This is a genomic window from Corynebacterium amycolatum SK46 (assembly GCF_000173655.1).
GTDB lineage: Bacteria > Actinomycetota > Actinomycetes > Mycobacteriales > Mycobacteriaceae > Corynebacterium > Corynebacterium amycolatum_A.
Map to the genome: position 1 here is coordinate 1 of NZ_ABZU01000017.1, position 19,723 is coordinate 19,723.

Here is a 19,723-nt window from a genome sequence, read left to right on the forward strand (position 1 = left end):
TTGAATCCAGCAAAGCAAAAATCCCCCGGCCTTACGACCGGGGGCTTTTGTTCCTTGTGGAGCTTAGGGGAATCGAACCCCTGACCTCCTGCTTGCAAAGCAGGTGCTCTACCAATTGAGCTAAAGCCCCATACACCGAGCAATTATACCTTGTTCGGTAGTGGGCCTAGGAGGACTTGAACCTCCGACCCCTTCGTTATCAGCGAAGTGCTCTAACCGCCTGAGCTATAGGCCCCGTGGAACGAGATATAACTTAACCCGTAACTATGACACTTCACAAATCGCCTGGTCAGAGGCCTAAATATTCAGTTAAAAGCAGTCATTAAGTAGCTATTACGGCTACTCCACGACCAGATTGCTGAAAACACCTCTGAACCAACGCGGCCCCGGCGCCACCGAACGGGGGTGACACCGGGGTCAGCGGGAAGCTAGGCAGCCTAGCTGTCGTCGGCAAGCGAAATCTTGAGACCTCCGACGAGACCGCCGCAAGCGTTGTAGATGACCGCGCCGAGGGCCATGAACCCAATTGACAGCACCCACCACAGCGCTCCTACAGCGGCCGCCAGGCCAAGGACAAGACCCGCGCTGATGGAATCCTCCCCGCCGACCATTTCACTGATCGGAGCGAGCAATCCCATCCCGGAGAGCAAGAGGTAGAGCAGGCCAACCGCGGCAAGCCAGACGAGGAAGCCAATGAAACCAGTGGCCGCCGTAATGCGCATAGCGGACCAGGGGCTCACCTTGTCGACTACCAAGTTAGTTTCGGCCATGCGCTTACTCCTTCTCTGCCTCCGAGTCACCGGACTCAGCGGCACCGGTGCTCTTGGCGGCGCCAGTGCGCTTCGGGACTACGTCCAGGGTTCCGGCCTCAGAGACCTTGGAAGCGGTCTCCTCACCCTCGTCCTCAACGTTGCGGTCGATAGCCAGCAGTTCCACGCCGTCAGCGAGGTTGACCAGGCGCACGCCCTTGGTGGCACGCGAGGTGGCGCGAATCTCGTTGACGTTGGTGCGGATGATGTCGCCGGCGGAGGTGACAGCGAAGATTTCATCGTCGTTGTCGACCACCAGGGCGCCCATCAGCGGCCCACGCTTCGGGTCGTACTTGAGCGTCAGCACGCCCATACCGCCGCGGTTCTGCGGGGTGTACTCGCTGAGCTTGGTCTTCTTGCCGAAGCCGCCGGTCGTGGCGACCAGCAGGTTGTGCTCTTCCTCGACCACGACCATGCTGAGCAGCTTGTCGTCGCCCTTGAAACGCATGCCCTGGACACCAGCGGTGGCGCGGCCCATCGGGCGCAGCGCGTCGTCGGAAGCCGTAAAGCGGATGGCCTGGCCACGCTCAGAGACGAGCAGCAGGTCATCGTCAGCAGAGCACAGACGAGCACCGATGAGAGAGTCGCCTTCGCGCAGGTTGATGGCAATCAGGCCAGCGGAGCGAGCGGACTCGTAGTCCTCCAGGCGAGACTTCTTGACCTTGCCCTCGCTGGTGGCCAACACCAAGTACGGGCTGTCCTGGTAGCTCTGAATCTGCAGTACCTCGGCGATGCGCTCCTCCGGCTGGAACTCCAGCAGATTGGCGACATGCTGACCGCGGGCGGCGCGAGTGGCCTCCGGCAGTTCGTAGGCCTTGAGACGGTAGACGCGACCCTTGTTGGTGAAGAACAGAATCCAGTCGTGCGTGGAGCAGACGAAGAAGTGGCGGACAATGTCGTCCTGCTTCAGGTCCGCACCGCGCACGCCCTTGCCACCACGGCGCTGTGCCTTGTAGGCATCGACCTTGGTGCGCTTGGCGTAGCCCGTGGAGGTAATGGTCACAACCACGTTTTCGCGGGCGATGAGGTCCTCTTCGGTGACGTCGCCTTCAGCGGCCACGATCTGGGTACGACGGTCGTCGCCGTACTTCTCCACGACCTCGCCCAGCTCTTCCTTGACGATGGCGCGCTGACGATCCGGGTTAGCCAGGATGTCCTTCAGGTCGGCGATCTCGAGCTCGATCTCAGCCAACTCGTCGATAATCTTCTGGCGCTCCAGAGCAGCCAGACGACGCAGCTGCATCGCCAGGATGGCGTCAGCCTGAATCTCGTCGATGTCGAGCAGACCCATCAGGCCCGTGCGTGCGGTATCGACCGTGGCGGACCGACGAATCAGGGCGATGACCTCGTCCAACATATCCAGGGCCTTGACCAGACCACGCAGGATATGGGCACGCTTTTCCTTCTCGTCCAGGCGGTACTGGGTCCGTCGGACAATGACCTCAATCTGGTGGGCGACGTACAGCGTCACCATCTGGTCAATGCGCAGCGTACGCGGCACACCGTCGACGATGGCGAGCATGTTCGCACCGAAGCTGGTCTGCAGCTGGGAGTGCTTGTACAGGTTGTTCAGCACCACACGCGGTACGGCGTCGCGCTTGAGCTTGACGACGATACGCATGCCCCACTTCAGGTCGGATTCGTCATCAATGGAGGCAATGCCCTGCAGACGACCATCCTTGACCTGATCTGCGATGTTGGCAATCATGCGGTCCGGGTTGACCTGGTACGGCAGCTCAGTGATGACAATCGACTGACGAGTGCCCTCCTGCTCAATCGAGGTCACACCGCGCATGCGGATCGAACCGCGACCGGTGGTGTAGGCCTCCTTGATGCCCTTGTCGCCGACAATCTGGGCGGCAGTTGGGAAATCCGGGCCCTTGATGCGTTCCATGACCGCATCCAGCGTGGTCTTTTCATCCGCATCCGGGTTGTCCAGGCACCAGTTAATGGCATCCGCAACCTCACGAAGGTTGTGCGGTGGGATGTTGGTAGCCATACCGACGGCAATACCGCCGGAGCCGTTCATCAACAGCTGCGGGACACGCGACGGCAGAATAACAGGCTCTGTCGTACGACCGTCATAGTTCGGCTGGAAATCGACGGTGTTTTCGCGAATGTCGCGCACCATTTCCATGGCCAACGGCGTCAGACGGGCCTCCGTATAACGCATAGCTGCGGGGCCGTCGTCACCGCGGGAGCCGAAGTTACCCTGACCGTCGACAAGCGGATAGCGCATGGACCACGGCTGCGCCATGCGCACCATGGTGTCGTAAATAGCGCTGTCGCCGTGCGGGTGGTAGTTACCCATCGTGTCCGAAACCGGCTTAGCGGACTTCACATAGCCGCGCTCCGGGCGGTAGCCGTTGTCGAACATGGCGTAGAGAATGCGGCGGTGCACCGGCTTGAGACCATCACGAATCTCCGGCAGCGCACGGCCCACAATCACGCTCATGGCGTAGTCGATATAGCTCGACTGCATCTCTTCATTGATGTCGATCGGGCGAACCTGGTGGCCCAATACTCCACTTCCGAAGGATGAGCCGTCGTTGTTGTTATCGTCGCTCAATGACTGCTTCCTTTACTTAAAAGAGGTTCCCACCCATTCTACAGGGCTTTAGAGCACGCTTTACGACGTCGTGTGCAACTTTTCGATACCATTGTGGTATCAAATCTGGGGTTTAGGCCTAGTAGAGACGAATAAGACGGCACAAGCTAGGCAGCAAGGAGAAAATGCGATGGCAATGACCTTGAGGCTCACGAAAGAACAGGACACCGCCTTGGCGCTGCTGGCGCACATGGAGGGCGTGTCTAAACACGAGGCCGTTATTCGCGCCATCGAATCCGCCGCCGCGAGAGCCCTTCAACAAGGTCAGGCCCGGGAAATTACGGCAAGCGTAATTGATACCGACATGGCGCTGCTGCGAAAGTTGAGCTCCCCAAGGCCCCGGGGAGCACAGGAATGAGCAGGCCCCAGATTCAGCCTCTCAGCGAGGCCGCAATCCTGGCGGCTACCGACGAACTGGCGGCCAAAGTGCCGGAATTGGCTGACGCTACGCTTGTGCGACCATGGGCAATCAGCGCCATTGCTGCCGCCAGCTCAGGTGTCATTGCTGGTCACCGTAGCTTTCCCACGGTTTCTGCGGCTGCACAAGCGGTCGCTTACGCAACGTTTCACGTGAAACCACTGAGTCTTGGAAACACCGCGCTGGGCGCACTACTTGCACACATACTCCTCACCACCAATGGCGAAGAAGTGTCATTCGCAGAGACGTGGAAACTGGTCAAAAGCGGCATCTAGCCAGTAACAAGGCCTAGTCGATTTTTCGGGCGAACGGGCTCGTCGGAATGCGATTGCCGGACTCCAGTCGACCCGTGTAATACGCCGTGGCCTCACCTTCAGTCAGCTCGACCTCGTACCAGCCATCACGGACATAATCAGCCGTTCGGTCCTGCCCTCCGACGAGAACACGTCCCGCCGCGTGCTTCAAAGTGACCTCCGGCAACTCCTTCGCCGCCTTGCTGAATACACGCAGGAAGCGGTCCGGACCGCACACGGTAAGTTCGCGGTCTAGAAGTCCGACTCGCAGCTCTAACGTGCCGAGCACGGTGTGGTGCTCTACCTTGTTACCACTGTAGACAGCGAAAACAGCCTCGCGGGAACCGTCGTTGACCAGCACAAGGTTGCCGTCTTTAAGGTAGGCGTGAAGCCGGTACGGTGTTGGCAGCGCGGTCGCCTGCTCGGACTCCTGCACCGGATAGTCACCGGCCGGCTCCGCCTTCCAGCGCTTCACAAACTCCGGCGCTGGTCCCGGCTGCTCCGGAAGCTGCATTCCCGCCGATGCCGTGAAGTCCAGTGTGGATACCAAATCACCACATATCCGACGACGCCAATCGGTGATATTTCCGCAGTTCACGCCAGTAACCTGCTCCAGGAAACGGATCACCGAGGTGTGATCGAAGACCTCCGAAGAAACCAAACCACCCACCGACCACGGTGAAATGACAGTCATCGGGACGCGGAAACCGAGCCCCTTCGGCTTGCCCAGGTACCACTCCCCCGGCTCATTCTTCGGCGGCAGCGGCGGGACCACATGGTCGAAGTAACCATCAAACTCGTCAAAGTTAATCAGGAAGACCGTCTTGGCCCACACTTCCGGATTGGAGGCCAACGCATCCAACAGACGGTAGGTGATATTCGCCGACTGAATTGGCGAGGACGCTCCCGGATGCTCACTTTCCGCGGCCGAAGGCACAATCCAGGACACCTTTGGCAGCTGCCCGGATTCAACATCTCGTCGGAAAGCGTCGGCTAGCGTGCCCGGCTGGCGGCGGTGCAGCGCGCGATCATAGAGATCCCGTTCCGCGTCAGGCAGCTTCTCCACAGCGGCATTCAGGCGATCGACCATCTCCTGCTGCTCTGTAGTTGGCGGCGTGCCATCGCCGAGTGCAGTAAGCAGCTCATAAAAACCGGTTAAATCGAGTCCCGGCAGCCCGGCCTCACGAATGACCTTGCGGCCAATATTTCGAAACGCGGCAAAGAAATCCAAATTGTTGTCCGTGTAGTTATCCCACTCCTGGTAAACACGCCACGGCACCCCGGCCGCCGAGAGATCCTCGGCAAACGTGCGCCACGTGTACCCCGAGTGCGTCGGCAAGTATGCGGCATTGCCCACCGCTCCAGTCCCCCACGGTTCCTTTCGGGTATCGCCCGAAAACAGGTAGTTGCGGTTCGGGCTTGTCGACGTGGGCATCGAGGAAAAGTAACCATCGCAGATGGTGAAAGTCTCTGCGAGAGCGAATTGGAACGCAATGTCCTGGCGGTCATAGCAGGCCATCGTGCCCTTGCCCTTGGCCTCGATCCAGCCGTTACAGCGGCCGCCGTTTAGTGCAACCTGCCCGTCTTCCCAACCGTGCGGCAGACTCGCAATGTACTCCACCGAGAGATCACCGCGATTAGCGGCGTTGCGGATTAGATATGGACTGACCCCACCCTGGTTGAAAACGCCCGGCAAAGCGGAATTGTCGTTGTACCCTCGCACACCTCGGAGCGTGCCGAAGTAGTGATCAAAAGAGCGGTTTTCCTGCATTAACACGACGACATGCTCAATCTGGTCAAGAGAGCCAGCCGGTCGGGGCTGCGCGAGCGCGTGGCGCAGTGATGGTGGCAGCAGCGTGCTCGCAGCGGTGACGGCACCGACTCCTGCGGCGGTCTGCAGGAAGTGCCGACGGGAAAACTCAGATATATTTTTAGGTGAAGTTGCCATAGGCATCTATGTTAAGAAGCGCAGATTACAGACTGGAAAACTGCGGTTTAAATTTCTTCGATAAACTGCTCCAGGCGGTCGACCACAGCCTGCGGCTCACGCGCCCAGCGGTTATGTCCCAGGCGCTGCTCAATGAACTCGTACTTCGCCGAATTCGGCAACATCCGCGCCAATGCCTGCGCTGACTCCGCCGGGCAGTCACGGTCACCACCGCAGTTCAACAACAACGCCGGGGTAGTTACCTTCGGCATCTCAGTGGCGTAGTCGATGTCTGCACCGCGTGGCCGCAGGAGACCCGTGCGAGAGAAGCGCGCCCACTCCACCACATGGTTACGGGCCTGTCGGCCGTAGCCGGCCACATCAAACCTGCCCGCTGGCCAATAACCCAGAATCTGGGATACCACCTGCATAAACGGTGCGCCATAGCGAAGCCGCTTGTACTCGTTACCAGTAAAACACTTGTAGTGCGGGGTACCGGAGCCAACCATCACTACACCAGCGACGTCCGCTTCCGGTCGGGCCAGATACAGCGAGGCAATCTGACCGCCCATGGAATGACACAGCAAATAAACGGGTAGCTTCTCCCCGGTGGCCTCCCCCACCGCGAGTTGGTCAAACTCCTTGCGGGCGCGCGCCACGGCCAACGGGTAATCCACCGATGCAAGATCCTGGTAGCCCCAATTGTGACGGCGGGTGGACACCGCAGTCTGGTTACCCTGGCCACGCAACTCCGAGGTCAGGACGCAAAAACCTCTACGCTGTAACTCTTGGGCAATCGGCCGGTAATAGCGAGCCCCCATGCCAAAGCCCGGCCAAATAATGACAATGCCCCGAGGCGTACCTTCGGGAGTCCGAAGCGCCATCGGGGTCACGGAGCCATCGGGCAATGTCTCCTGCACAATACGTGGCTCGACTGGCGGTTCCCCGTTGACCATGCTTCCTCGAGTATCTTCCATTTCATAAACATTAATGGCTGAACTGAGGTTTTGTCAGGGGAACCGACAAGCCGATAACTAGACTAGGTATCGGCTTAGACGTCGAGGAAGCGAACGTCCTTCGCATTACGGGTAATAAACGAACGTCGTGAAGCGACGTCATCGCCCATCAGAATGGTGAACAGTTCGTCCGCCTTCTGGGCGTCCTCGAGGGCGACCTTACGCAGCACGCGGTGATCCGGATCCATGGTGGTATCCCACAGCTCGGCGGCGTTCATCTCACCGAGACCCTTGTAACGCTGAACACCATCGTCCTTGTTGATCTTGCGGTTGGCGGCCAGCCCCTCTTCCAGCAGCTGATCTCGCTCAGCATCTGAGTAGGCGTAACCCGGCTCACCCTTGGCCCACTTGAGCTTGTACAGCGGTGGCTGAGCGAGGTAGACGTGCCCTTCGTCAATCAGTGGACGCATCAGACGGAACAGCAGCGTCAGTAGCAGCGTGGCAATGTGCTGACCATCGACGTCGGCATCGGCCATCAGCACAATCTTGTGATAGCGCAGCTTCTCGATATCGAACTCGTCGTGAATACCGGTACCCAGCGCCGTAATAATGGCCTGAACCTCGTTATTCTTCAGCGTCTTATCCAGGCGCGCCTTCTCGACGTTCAAAATCTTACCGCGCAGCGGCAAAATGGCCTGGAACAGTGAGTTTCGGCCTGCCTTTGCAGAACCACCTGCGGAGTCACCCTCCACGATGAACAGCTCGGACTGCTTCGGGTCCTTCGAACGGCAGTCCGCCAACTTACCCGGAAGACCGCCAAGATCGGTCGCGGACTTACGACGCACCAGGTCGCGGGCCTTACGAGCCGCCTGACGGGCATGCGCCGAAGCAATGGCCTTGTTAACAATGGCCTTAGCCTCAGCCGGATTGGCCTCCAGCCAGTGACCGATGTGCTCATTGGTCATGCGCTGAACGAAGGAACGCACCTCGGTGTTACCCAGCTTCGTCTTTGTCTGGCCCTCGAACTGTGGATCGGCGACCTTCACCGAAATCACGGCAGCGAGACCTTCACGGCAGTCCTCGCCGGAGAGGTTATTTTCCTTCTCCTTCAGCAGACGATGCTCACGCGCATAGCGGTTCATCAGCGATGTCAACGCAGAACGGAAACCCTCTTCGTGAGTGCCACCCTCAATGGTGTTAATGGTGTTGGCGAAGGTGTGCACCGACTCGGAGTAACCCGAGTTCCACTGCATGGCAATCTCGACCTCGTGGCCTTCGCCAGCAGCGTCAAAGGAAATGATGGTCGGGTGGATGATGTTCTTCGACTTGTTCAGAGTCTCGACATAATCCCGCAGACCATTCGGGTAGTGGAAGACCTTGCGGCGCTCCTTCGGCTTGGTGGTCTTCTCTGTCTTCTCTTTCTGCTCCTCAGCCGCATCCTTGGCGATCTCAGCGGATTCGGTCTCCGCCTGCTCCGCCAGAGCCTCAGCCTCGAGCTCCTCCTCGGAGACACGCTTGTCGACCAACGTGATGGTCAGGCCCTTGTTCAAAAACGCCATCTCGCGCAGGCGGCGAGAAATGGTGTCGAACTTGAAATCGGTGGTCTCAAAAATCTCCGGATCCGGCCAGAAACGCTGCGTGGTGCCCGAACCACGAGTCTTCTTACCTCGGATAATTTCTTCCGGAACGGCCTGGTCGAAGTTCTGGTACCAGGTGTAGCCATCGCGGATGACCTCAGTTTCCATACGCGTCGACAGCGCGTTAACCACCGAAATACCCACACCGTGCAGACCACCGGAAACAGCGTAGGACTCGGAGTCAAACTTGCCGCCGGCGTGCAGCTGAGTCATAACCACCTGCACCGTCGGCATGCCCGACGGGTGCATTTCGACAGGAATACCACGGCCGTTATCGCGGACCTGAACGCCGCCGTCTTCCAGCAGAGTGACCTCAACATCGGTGGCATAACCCGCCATCGCCTCGTCGACGGAGTTGTCTACAACCTCCCACACCAGGTGGTGCAAGCCACGCTCACCAGTCGAGCCAATGTACATACCCGGCCGCTTACGCACGGCCTCGAGGCCCTCGAGGATGGTAATCGATGAGGCGTCATATTGATGTTCGGTAGCAGCCACGGTTCGGCGCGTCTCCTATTCTTGGTTCTCTCCCCGCGCAACATTCGTCAGCGCGCGAAAAATAGGCCGGCGGTCAAGCGCTATCGGCGCCAGCCAGAACTACATAGGACTACTAGATAGGTCTGGCTAGTTTGGATGCCGATAACGTCTCAAGAACCGCCTGCCGGTATTCTCCTGCCCATCTTACCCCAACGTAGTCCCCTACTGTGGATATAGCCGATGCGCTCAAAGGACCAAATTTCGCAGTTTTACGCATACCGACGGCTATTCGTAGACCGTTTACCGACCTTTACCCGTAAGTATCACGCGGACCTCGGCCCTCAATGTGTAATTTGCCCTTGCGCCAATTCGGCGCTTTCGGCCCCAGCACCTTAATTTCCTCAACCACCCCATCGCCGACGCGTTCCGCAATCGACTTCAAAACCTGTCGCTGCGCTAGCCGCAGCTGTGTTGCCCATGCTGTCGATTGGCACTCAACCACCAAAGTGCCGTCCTTGAACTCCTTGACCTGGGAGTGTTCCGCAACAACCTTGCCGACCATCGAATCCCACTCCGTCATGATCACACCGTGGGCAATGTGGATTTGCCAACCGCGATCAACTACTGCCTTATTCAGCACCGCACCAATCGGCGCAGGTCGACGGTCATATTTCCGGTACAGCCGAATCCCCGCCTCCTTCAACAGGCTCGGCGAAATTACCGTACCGGCACGATCTCGCACCACTGCTTGCGCTGCCCGCTGCTTATCGACGTCCGCAACAATCCCCTCCGCGGCCTTCACAGGCACGCGGCTATCGAGGCCAGACCACGAGCCCTTCTTCTTCGGTGGCCGCTGGAGATTCGGTAACTTGTGACCGCCCTCCTTAGCGGCATCGCGCATGCGGAAGAAAGCGTCGCTGATCAGGTCATTTTCCTCTTCCGGTGAGTTATCCGGCTCCATGTTCTCGACCATACCCGTCACTCTTCCGCGACTGGTTTTTCATCCAGAAGCGAGATTCGCCCCTGCTCAGTCTGCGCCACCGTCACCGTGTGATGAGTCACCGAAGAATCGTCGATCAGTGCCTGAGGCAACTCCTCTCCGACCGCCGAGGTGATTAACACCTGCTCAGCCTGCTGCGCGATCTCCATGAGAGCTTCCCGACGATGCCGGTCGAGCTCCGCAAACACGTCGTCAAGTACCAAAATCGGGTCGGGCCCATCGGCACGGAGCAAAAAGTACGCACCGAGGCGCAGCGCGAGTGCAAAAGACCAGGTCTCGCCGTGGCTAGCGAAGCCCTTGGCGGGGTCATTGCCGAGAATGAGGTCGAGATCATCGCGATGCGGACCAACGAGACAGGAACCGCGCTCAATCTCCGCGGTGCGGCGCTCCGCCATCTTCGTCAGCAGCAATGCCTCCAGCAGCTCCGGTTCGCTGGGCAATGGCCCGCCATCCAGGCTGTCGACCTTCGGCGCATAGGCAATCGTGGCTGGGCGCGAGTGCGGGGCAAGCGTGGCATAGGCCTCGCTGACATGTTCGGAAAGCTCGGCAATCAAGTCCATGCGCGCAGCCATTAACGCCGCTCCCACCTGCGCCAATTGCGCATCCCAGGTATCCAGCGTGCTCAGTGCGGCCTGCCCCTCCGAGGAAGAATAGCCACGGCGCAGCGTCGAGCCCGCAGACTTCAGCAGCGCATTCTTCTGACGCAAAATCTTGTCATATTGAATACGGATACCGGCGGACAGTGGCCGTCGTAAAGCGAGCAAATCGTCGATGTAGCGGCGACGGGAAGCGGGCTCGCCCTTGACCAGCGTGAGATCCTCGGGCGAGAAAAAGACTGACTTGACGATCCCCAGCAGCTCCCGCGGGGACTTCAGCCTCGTGCGATTAATCTGCGCCTGATTCGCGCGATGCGGATTGATGAGCAGATGCGCAGTCAGCTCGCGGCCATCATTGACCGCCGTCGCCGAAATGCGTGCCGACGGGGTCCCCGAACGAACCAGCGGAGCATCCATAGAAACTCGATGCGAACCGAGCGTGGAGAGATACCCAACGGCCTCGACGATATTGGTCTTGCCGTAGCCATTTTGCCCGGTAAATACGGTAATTCCAGGCGTGAACTCGACTTCCAACTCCGGCCAGGAGCGGAAGTCCCGCAAGGACAAATACCGAATGTGCATAGCCGCAGACTAGCCCGGCAGGCGCACAGGCATCAGCAGGTAAGTGAAGTCGGTCTCCGGCGTTGGGTAGAAGCCGTCCTCACCGAGCTCCGGAATGGCTTCCGGCTCCGGAATGAGAATCGCAGGACGCGACGGCTGCGTAAAGCCCAGCAAAACACGATGGGAGCGAACAGCGCTGAGCCCCTCGAGCAGGTACTGCGGGTTGAAGGCAATCAGAAGTGGTTCACCATAGAAGTTGCAGGCCACAGTCTCTTCTGCGTGACCAACCTCGTCTCCATGAGCGGAAAGGACAACCTGACCGTCGGAGAAGTCCATACGAATCTGCGCACCGTGATCCGCCATCAGAGACACACGACGGATGGCATCCTGCAGCTGGTCAACACGGGCAACAGCCATGGAGGAATGCTGCTTCGGCAGTAGCGGGCGGAACTTCGGGAACTCGGCGTCCAGCAGTCGCGTGGTAGTGCGACGGGGATCTGCGAGGATAGCCAGCAGGCCTTCGGAGCCGACCTCACGATCATCGGATCCGTCGCCGAATGCCAAGGTCACTGGCTCGCTAGAAGTGGTATCGAGAGTGCGGGCGGTCTCCGCGAAGGTCTTGGCCGGGATGAGCAGCTTGGTCTCACCCTCCGGGACCTGCTCCCACTCGAAACTGCGAACCGCCAGGCGGAAACGGTCGGTGGCAGCGAGAGTGACCTCGTTACCTTCGGTTTCCATCCGGATGCCAGTCAGCATCGGCAGCGACTCATCCTTGCCGGCAGCGACAGCGACCTGACCAATAGCCTCGGCCAGCAGAGCGGCATCGACAGTGCCGGTAGCAGCCGGAGCTTCCGGTAGCTGCGGGTAATCCTCCAAGGTCAGACTTGGCAGCTCGAAGCGGGAAGAACCACAGCGAACGATGACCTTCGTGCCATCAAAGTGCATCTCTACCTGCTTATTCGGCAGCTTAGAAACAATGTCAGAAACCAACTTGCCATTGACGGCGAAGCGACCGGGCTCATCGACCTCTGCGCTAATACGAATCTGAGTGGAGACCTCGTAGTCATAGCCAGCGAGCTGCAAACCATTGTCATCCGCGAGAAAAATCATGCCACGCAGAATCGGCTGAGTCGGGCGTGCAGGCAGGTTACGAGCAACCCAGCTCACCGCACCCGCGAGATCGTCCTTAGCCGCGCGAATACGGACTTCGGTCTGCTCCATCGTTCCTCCACCGGTATTGGATGTCTGTTTTTAGCCGTTTATTAGCCGTCTTTTGTATTGTCAGCGCGCTATGTCAGCACACATGACTGGAGTTACAAAGATTCCATCGTACAACTCTACTGCAGACTGCCAAAGACCTCACTGGGATTCTTGTAGTCCGTCTAGTGCTTAATCGTAGTTCTTACTCGTTCTTGGCATTTTTAAAGTTGTGCGCCAGAGGTTGTTTGCCCGGGGTTGTGCGCAGGCCCCCTTTTATCTAGAAGTTTCTAGAGATTTTTAAAGTCGGGAGTAGTAATAGGGGGTGTGCACATTGTGAAATTACATGATTCCCGCTGGTCTTCACTGATTTCGCGCTGTGGATAACCAGTGCGTCTAACTGTGGATAACTTGGGGTGTCTGTGGATAGAGTTCGGGCTTCATCTTTCATCCACAAAATTTACGAGTTGTCCACAGCTCTGTGCACGGAAAAACCGCAGTTAATAACAAGAATTCCGCACGCCGAACCCAAGGTTTTTTAAGCCGTTCCACGAGCTCGATCTCGAATGCGTGTGGTCAGGTCGTTGACCTGGTCCTTTGAGGGCTTCTTCTCCTGAATTTCCTTAACAATCTTGCGTTCAGCGTGCAAAACCGTCGAATGGTCACGATTTCCGAACTCCCGGCCAATCGACGGCAACGAAAGCTCGGTGAAGGACCTCGTCAGGTACATCGCAATCTGGCGTGCATGAGCGACCGGGCGAGTCTTACCCGGGCCCACCAAATCTGCAACCGTTAGGTCGAAGTACTCAGCCGTGGTGGAGATGATGATCTCCGGAGTAATCTGCACCTCGATTTCGTCGGCACCGAGGATCTCCTGTGCAAACTTCAAGGTCACAGGCTCATGAATCATGGATGCGTGAGCGCTAATCTGCAGTAGACGCCCCTCGAGCTCGCGAATAGAAGACGAGGTGTTCTCCGCGATGTACTGGAGTACATTATGCGGAACGGCCAGATCAGACAGCTGTGCCTTCTTCGACAGAATTGCGATTCGCGTCTCCAAGTCCGGGTATTGCAGATCCGGATTGAGCCCCCACTGGAAGCGGGTACGAAGGCGATCCTCCAGAGTCTTAAGCTCCCGCGGTGGGCGGTCCGACGACAGCACAATCTGGTGATTGGACTGGTGCAGGGCATTGAACGTATGGAAGAACTCTTCCTGTGTACCTTCCTTGCCCTCCAAGAACTGGATGTCATCGATGATGAGCATGTCCAAATCGCGGTAGCGACGCTTGAAGGATTCTTGGGCGTCGTCACGCACGGAATTAATGAAGTCGTTGGTGAACTCTTCCGAGGAAACGTAACGAACCCGCAGGTTAGGGTACAAATGCTTGGCGTAGTGGCCAATGCCGTGGAGCAGGTGTGTCTTGCCAAGACCCGAACCGCCGGAGATAAACAGCGGGTTGTAGGTGCGCCCCGGAGACTCCGCAACAGCGACGGCGGCTGCGGCGGCGAACTTATTCTGCGGACCAATAACGAAGGTCTCGAAGGTGTAGTTCGGGTTGAGGGTGGGCTCCTCGAAAGGCATGCTCATCTCGGTTGGAGTGCCGTGACTCTCGGAGCGGAAAGGACTTGTGACCTGGCGCTGATCAGCAATAGTCATCGGATTTTCGGCAGATGAGTGCGAAAGCCCCTGCGCCATCGAATCTACGGCGTCCATCGATCGGCGCTGTGACTGGGCACTCTGCTGATTATGGACATTCGGTTGGTGCGTCTGCGTCACCTGTGGCGTCTGCGTCGATCCCTGGTGCTGCTCGTGGAGATTGAAGTCGTTCGTATCTGCATTGGGGAACGGGTAGTTACGGCCAGACTGCTGCTGGTGCTGCTGGTTTGGCTGTTGACGCTGAGCCTGCTGCGGACGCGAAGCTGCAGATGGGGTCTGTCCCGAGTGCTGTGCAGATGGTTGAGTGGCCTCCGCCGCCTGGCTATCTTCAGCGTCGTCAGCAGGATCAGCAACGGTGATGACCGTTTCCAACTCCTCGCCGGTCAGCGAAGCTAAGACGGCCTCGATAATGCCCTTGAGCTCTTCTTTTACCAGCGCCTGCACTACGGGCGATTGAGTGCTGAGCAGGAAAAAACCTGGAAAGTCACCAGTGTGCGTCACTGACCGCAGCAGTGCCTTGTGTGGCGGGCGTAGTGGTGCAATACCCAACTCCGGCGCACCTTCTGGTGAAGTCAGGATAGAAACGACCTGCTCCCAGAGTCCACCTGGCAATTCTGGTTGTTCGCTCACTGTGTGAATGTCCTTTTACATGTTTACGTTCATCAAATTTATCGAGGCGACCTGTTTTTGTGGAGTGTTTTTTGGCATGGCGAGAGTGCCATATCTGCCCATTTGGGGGCTATTTCTTGTAATTCGCCCTGTGGGGTGTTTCTACACAAGGCGCTATACGCCCCGAGCAGGACTTCCACACGTTTGTCCACACCTGTGGATAAACATCGTCGCTAATTGACTAACAGTTTATCCACAGTTTGCCCACAATGAAAAATAGCCCCCTAGTCTGCGTTTACCTAGGTAAACGCGTTATTTCCCCTGCTCGCTGTGATTCATGGTGTGGAAGTTATCCACAGCTGATTGGATAAACACCCTGTGGATTGCGGTGCATAGGTCAGTATTTCCACAGGTCAACATCGGTACCGTTGGAAAACTTGGAAAATGATTCTCCAGGTAAATCCGGCGTGTTGATTTGAATTTCTCGCTCGATTCGACGTACCCTATCTGGGTGTTTCATATCCATTGAGATATGAGTCCGAGCTCGTGCTTGGACCCGACAGAACGCTTGTAGCTTTCATTCTGTCGGTAAGTAATTTTTCCGTGCATCACGGGAATGCGTCAGACGCATCGCTGCCTCGCACTCGAAGCGAGGGGTTTACTGCGGTGTGTTCAGCGTGGACTCGTGGTCGTTTGAGTTTCAAGGAGTGTCAACCGTGTCGAAGCGGACGTTCCAGCCGAATAACCGCCGTCGTGCACGCGTGCACGGCTTCCGTACCCGTATGCGTACCCGTTCCGGTCGCGCCGTTGTGGCAGCACGCCGCAGCAAGGGCCGTGCCCGCCTGTCCGCTTAAGTAAGAGGACGCCGATTTCGGTGCTCCCTCAGAGCAATAAGCTGCGTTCTTCGCGTGACTTCACGGTCACCGTACGACGTGGACGCCGAATCGGACGCAAGACTTTGGTCTTGCATATCCGTGACACCGCCGCTTCTGGCGGTGAAGATAAGACCGATACGCAGATTGCCAGGTTTGGTGGTCCGCGTGTCGGTCTTGTCGTATCTAAAGCTGTGGGCAACGCCGTGACTCGTCACGCCGTATCCCGCAAGCTCCGCCATGTTATGGCCGCGGCCGCGCAGGATCTCCCGTCCACTATGGACATTGTCGTTCGCGCGCTGCCCGCTTCTGCCACAGCCACCAGCCAGGAGCTGTCCCACGATGTGCAATCGGCACTCGCTACATACGAACGTCGGCGCTAATTCGCTTGACGACGGCCCCCTCGCCCAGGCCCCCGGTGCACGTGTGGCTGAGAGGGCGATTCTCTTCTACCGCCGTCGTATCTCTAATCTGAAGCCAACGAGCACATGTCGTTTTGAACCGACGTGCTCCGCATATGGTCTTGAGGCCGTGCGCCGCTTCGGAGCTATTCGTGGCCTGTGGCTGACTCTCCTGCGTATCTTCCGTTGCGCACCCTGGCATCCGGGCGGCTGGGATCCAGTTCCTGCTACATTCCCCGGCCTGGGTTCGTGGTTCAAGCGAATGCACAGGTAACCTCTAGTAATGCTTAGCCTTTGACAGGGCTTTGTAGACGAAGGCGCGAGTGCGCTGTCCCCTAAAGAACGGAGTGATCTTAGACCGTGCTCAATTTCGTGTATTGGCCGATTTCGGCCATCCTGTGGTTCTGGCATAAGGCCTCAGGTTTCCTATTCGATCCCTCCTCGGGTATCTCATGGGTGCTGGCCATTATTTTGCTTGTGGTCACCATCCGTATCCTCCTGTTTAAGCCGATGCTGAACCAGCAGCGTTCTGCCATCAAGATGCAGCAGCTCGCTCCTGAGATGCAGGCCATCAAGGAGAAGTACAAGAACGATCAGCAGGCTCAGGCTCTTGCTATGCGCCAGCTACAGAAGGAAATGGGTGTCAACCCGCTCGGTGGCTGTCTGCCGATTCTGGTTCAGATGCCTGTGTTCATTGGTCTTTTCCACGTGCTGCGTTCGTTTAACCGAACGGGTACGTCCGGCAATGCACTCGGCATGTCGGTGGAACAGAACTGGAATACGCCTAACTACATCTTCGGTGTAGATGAGGTGCGGTCCTTCCTGCTGGCTCGTGTGCTCAATGCCCCACTGTCCAGTTCGGTTGGAATGGGTGAGGATCAATACGCAGCCTTTACCGTGCCTGGTACGCCTGCGGACTTCACCCGCATGGACATCATGATCGTTGCCATCCCGCTGATTGTTATCGCGGCACTGGCAACGCACTTCAACGCTCGCATGTCTGTTGAGCGCACGCGTGCCCGCCAGGAAGCCGGTCTGGTGAAGCGTCAGGAAGGCCCTATGGGTCAGCAGATGGACATGATGAACAAGATGATGCTCTGGTTCTTCCCAATCATGATTCTTGTTACCGGTGCTTTCTGGCACATCGGCCTTCTTGTCTACATGGTGACTAATAACGTGTGGACCTACTTCCAGCAGCGTTACATCTTCGGCAAGCTGGATGAGGAAGAGAAGGAAGCTATCGCAGCTAAGAAGGCCGCTAAGCGCGAGGCGCAGGAGAAGCTCGCTCCGAAGGTCGGTCAGAAGCCAATCAACCCGAAGAAGGGTGGCAAGCGTCAGGCGGCGCAGAATGCGCAGCAGGCGCAGTCCGGCCAGGCCTCTGCAGCGAACAAGGCTTCTAGCCATCTTCCGGATGGTAATTCGGGGAAGGGACAGCAGGGCCCAGCCTCGAAGCCAGCGCCAGGGCAGAAACCCGCAAATCGGAAGAACCGGAAGCGCAAAAAGAAATAGCTGAAGTAGAATCGCCCTTCGTCTACATCAGTTAATTAATCGGAACGCCCCGCAATTTGATGCGGGGCGTTTTTGCTTGCCTTGGTGCTCGCTAACGGAAACAACTGCACTGTTATTACAGGCGTGTTATTTCCTATGGGGCCTGGAGTTGGGTATCCATCCCCAGTCAATGTTTCACGTGAAACATCGCTGTTGCACTGTCGTACACTAGGGGTATTGAAAAGGTCGACGGGTGACGGCACAGCTGCCCCATTGGAAAGGTTAGTGGAACTATTGAATAACTCCGCGAAGGACGTAGATAAGCAAGAAGCCTCCGCAGGTTTGGTCGATGCTGATTTGCGTTCAGTGATAAACACCGTGTTTGGAGAGAATGCCGATCGAGCATACCGCTATCATTCCTGGTTGGCTGAAGAGGCTACAGTCCGGGGTTTGATTGGGCCTCGTGAAACTCCAAAGCTGTGGGATCGGCACATTATCAATTCCGCGGTAGTTGGAGAAGCGATAGGCAAAGGGCTTGTAGTTGCGGACATTGGTTCGGGGGCAGGCTTGCCCGGGATTCCGCTTGCTCTTGCACGACCGGATTTGAAGGTGGTTCTTGTAGAACCATTGCTGCGTCGTACAACTTTTTTGAATGAAGTTGTGAAGGATCTTGAGCTGGACAATGTAACGGTGGTTCGCGGACGCGCTGAGGAAAAAGCGGTTCGCGCTGAGGTTGGCCAAGTAGACGTCGTCACCTCACGCGCTGTTGCTCCTCTTGGGAAGTTGGCGGGGTGGTCACTTCCTTTAGTTAAATCTGGAGGCGCGATGGTTGCACTGAAAGGTGGAACTGCCCAAGAAGAAATCGATCGGGACGCAAAGCTTATTGCCAAGGCGAAGGGAATTAATCCCCGCGTCGTAGAGGTTGGCGGTTCCATGTTGGGAACTTCGACGTACGCCGTGATTATCCAGAAGAAGTAGGTTGTAAGTCCCCCCTCCCCTACTCCGCTTCGCGTTCGCTTGTGTTTTGGTTTCGACATTGAGGCGCGTAGTGCCGTCGGGCTAGAGTGGGATAAGTATCGCGGTATGGCAAAGTCCTACCGATCAAGGTGGATGTTTCACGTGAAACATTTCCACAATCGTCGGCGTCTAACGGTTGTTGGGGCTTGATGATTACGCTTTTGCAGATAGTTACTAAGTTTTTATTCGCACTCCAATGGCCATGATTGGTGATTGCTGTGCTTGTAAGGGGAATAGTTAATGAGCCGGAAGTCCTGGCAAGACACACCCATCGCTGCGGCAGCTCAACGGGCGGCGCAAGTTAAGGCCCCGAACCGTTTGTCGCTTCCACGCCCCGAGCGTCCGCGCCGTATTACTATCGCCAACCAGAAGGGTGGCGTGGGTAAGACCACCTCGGCAGTCAACATCGCTTCGGCGCTTGCGCGGCATGGTCTCAAGGTTCTAGTCATCGATAATGACCCGCAGGGTAATGCTTCTACGGCACTGGGGATTGAGCATGTTTCCGGGACTCCGTCAACGTATGAGCTTCTGATTGGCGAGCTGCAGATTGATGATGTCATCCAGCGTTCCCCTGAATCTGAGAACCTCTTCTGTGTGCCAGCGACGTTGGACTTGGCGGGTTCCGAGATTGAGCTGGTCTCGCTCCTGAACCGCGAGCGCCGACTTCTCGATGCGGTTCCAGATCAGTACTTGATCGACAACGGCTTCGACTTTCTCATTATTGACTGCCCTCCTTCGCTCGGTCTGTTGACTTTGAATTCAATGACTGCCGCCAACGAGGTTTTGATACCGATTCAGTGTGAGTTTTACGCCTTGGAGGGTGTGACTCAGCTGATGAATAACGTGCAGATGATTCGTCAGCACCTTAATCCGGAGCTGCATATTTCTGCTGTGCTGCTTACCATGTTCGATGGGCGCACCAAGCTTTCAGAAGAAGTTGCCAATGAAGTTCGTAACTACTTCGGTGACGTTGTTCTACGTAATCTCATCCCTCGATCCGTGAAGGTATCGGAGGCGCCGGGATATTCGCAGACCGTAATTTCCTACGATCCGGGGTCTCGGGGCGCAGTTGCTTATCTTGATGCCGCGAAGGAATTGGCAACGCGTGGGGACTATTCAGCAGTTCCGGGTGGAAGTGCGATTGGGCAAAAACCAGCTTCCTCCCCTACCCCGTCCAATTCCACTGAGAGAAATTAAAGC

Annotated in this window: 17 protein-coding genes and 2 tRNA genes; 8 read left to right on the forward strand and 11 right to left on the reverse strand. The window is 57.3% G+C overall.

Features of this window, described 5'->3' with window-relative positions:
* Positions 1–57 precede the first annotated feature (57 nt).
* The 4 genes from CORAM0001_RS09300 to gyrA all read right to left on the reverse strand — a co-directional run bounded on the left by CORAM0001_RS09300 (position 58) and on the right by gyrA (position 3,291).
* Positions 58–130 (reverse strand) — tRNA-Ala (locus tag CORAM0001_RS09300).
* Between the two features lie 31 nt (positions 131–161).
* A tRNA-Ile gene (locus tag CORAM0001_RS09305) sits at positions 162–235 on the reverse strand.
* Positions 236–437: 202 nt separating this feature from the next.
* Positions 438–770: a DUF3566 domain-containing protein gene (locus CORAM0001_RS09310; RefSeq protein WP_005511650.1), complete on the reverse strand. Its 333-nt coding sequence runs from the start codon at positions 768–770 to the stop codon at positions 438–440.
* Between the two features lie 4 nt (positions 771–774).
* Entirely contained in the window at positions 775–3,291 is a 2,517-nt protein-coding gene (gyrA, locus tag CORAM0001_RS09315; RefSeq protein ID WP_244262052.1) for a DNA gyrase subunit A, read from the reverse strand.
* Between the two features lie 256 nt (positions 3,292–3,547).
* Here gyrA and CORAM0001_RS09320 point away from each other — a divergent pair, with 256 nt between their 5' ends.
* Entirely contained in the window at positions 3,548–3,775 is a 228-nt protein-coding gene (locus CORAM0001_RS09320) for a hypothetical protein (protein ID WP_005511609.1), read from the forward strand.
* Entirely contained in the window at positions 3,772–4,110 is a 339-nt protein-coding gene (locus CORAM0001_RS09325) for a hypothetical protein (RefSeq protein ID WP_005511632.1), read from the forward strand. The genes CORAM0001_RS09320 and CORAM0001_RS09325 overlap by 4 nt, the downstream gene beginning before the upstream one ends.
* A gap of 13 nt (positions 4,111–4,123) precedes the next feature.
* Here the strand turns inward: CORAM0001_RS09325 and CORAM0001_RS09330 are convergent, their stop codons facing one another.
* From CORAM0001_RS09330 to dnaA, 7 genes are all read right to left on the reverse strand, one after another.
* Positions 4,124–6,076, reverse strand: a complete 1,953-nt coding sequence (locus CORAM0001_RS09330; RefSeq protein ID WP_005511641.1) for an alkaline phosphatase family protein — start codon at positions 6,074–6,076, stop codon at positions 4,124–4,126.
* A gap of 47 nt (positions 6,077–6,123) precedes the next feature.
* A complete protein-coding gene (locus CORAM0001_RS09335) occupies positions 6,124–7,032 on the reverse strand; it encodes an alpha/beta fold hydrolase (protein WP_244262051.1) in 909 nt (302 codons plus the stop codon).
* A 74-nt stretch (positions 7,033–7,106) separates the two neighbouring features.
* Complete coding sequence (gene gyrB, locus CORAM0001_RS09340) at positions 7,107–9,146, reverse strand: DNA topoisomerase (ATP-hydrolyzing) subunit B (RefSeq protein WP_005511643.1); 2,040 nt, start codon at positions 9,144–9,146, stop codon at positions 7,107–7,109.
* 289 nt (positions 9,147–9,435) lie between these two features.
* On the reverse strand, positions 9,436–10,098 hold the full coding sequence (locus tag CORAM0001_RS09345) for a DciA family protein (protein ID WP_005511606.1): 663 nt from the start codon (positions 10,096–10,098) through the stop codon (positions 9,436–9,438).
* A gap of 5 nt (positions 10,099–10,103) precedes the next feature.
* Positions 10,104–11,303 carry a DNA replication/repair protein RecF gene (recF, locus tag CORAM0001_RS09350; RefSeq protein WP_005511634.1) on the reverse strand — a complete coding sequence of 400 codons (1,200 nt, stop codon included), beginning with the start codon at positions 11,301–11,303 and terminating at the stop codon, positions 10,104–10,106.
* Positions 11,304–11,312: 9 nt separating this feature from the next.
* A complete protein-coding gene (dnaN, locus tag CORAM0001_RS09355; protein WP_005511615.1) occupies positions 11,313–12,503 on the reverse strand; it encodes a DNA polymerase III subunit beta in 1,191 nt (396 codons plus the stop codon).
* A 514-nt stretch (positions 12,504–13,017) separates the two neighbouring features.
* The gene (dnaA, locus tag CORAM0001_RS09360) at positions 13,018–14,766 is read right to left on the reverse strand and encodes a chromosomal replication initiator protein DnaA (RefSeq protein WP_005511638.1); all 1,749 of its coding nucleotides are present in this window, start codon (positions 14,764–14,766) and stop codon (positions 13,018–13,020) included.
* A gap of 695 nt (positions 14,767–15,461) precedes the next feature.
* Between dnaA and rpmH the strand changes: the two genes are divergently transcribed.
* The 6 genes from rpmH to CORAM0001_RS09385 all read left to right on the forward strand — a co-directional run bounded on the left by rpmH (position 15,462) and on the right by CORAM0001_RS09385 (position 19,720).
* On the forward strand, positions 15,462–15,599 hold the full coding sequence (gene rpmH / locus CORAM0001_RS09365) for a 50S ribosomal protein L34 (RefSeq protein WP_005511646.1): 138 nt from the start codon (positions 15,462–15,464) through the stop codon (positions 15,597–15,599).
* Positions 15,600–15,619: 20 nt separating this feature from the next.
* Positions 15,620–16,000: a ribonuclease P protein component gene (rnpA, locus tag CORAM0001_RS09370; protein WP_005511651.1), complete on the forward strand. Its 381-nt coding sequence runs from the start codon at positions 15,620–15,622 to the stop codon at positions 15,998–16,000.
* Positions 15,960–16,292 carry a membrane protein insertion efficiency factor YidD gene (yidD, locus tag CORAM0001_RS11110; protein ID WP_005511649.1) on the forward strand — a complete coding sequence of 111 codons (333 nt, stop codon included), beginning with the start codon at positions 15,960–15,962 and terminating at the stop codon, positions 16,290–16,292. Before rnpA ends, yidD begins: the two co-directional genes overlap by 41 nt.
* 86 nt (positions 16,293–16,378) lie before the next feature.
* The gene (gene yidC, locus CORAM0001_RS09375) at positions 16,379–17,527 is read left to right on the forward strand and encodes a membrane protein insertase YidC (protein ID WP_005511623.1); all 1,149 of its coding nucleotides are present in this window, start codon (positions 16,379–16,381) and stop codon (positions 17,525–17,527) included.
* A 321-nt stretch (positions 17,528–17,848) separates the two neighbouring features.
* The gene (gene rsmG, locus CORAM0001_RS09380; protein WP_081451127.1) at positions 17,849–18,484 is read left to right on the forward strand and encodes a 16S rRNA (guanine(527)-N(7))-methyltransferase RsmG; all 636 of its coding nucleotides are present in this window, start codon (positions 17,849–17,851) and stop codon (positions 18,482–18,484) included.
* Between the two features lie 279 nt (positions 18,485–18,763).
* Positions 18,764–19,720 (forward strand): ParA family protein, encoded by a 957-nt coding sequence (locus CORAM0001_RS09385; RefSeq protein WP_005511648.1) that lies wholly within the window; start codon positions 18,764–18,766, stop codon positions 19,718–19,720.
* Positions 19,721–19,723 lie beyond the last annotated feature (3 nt).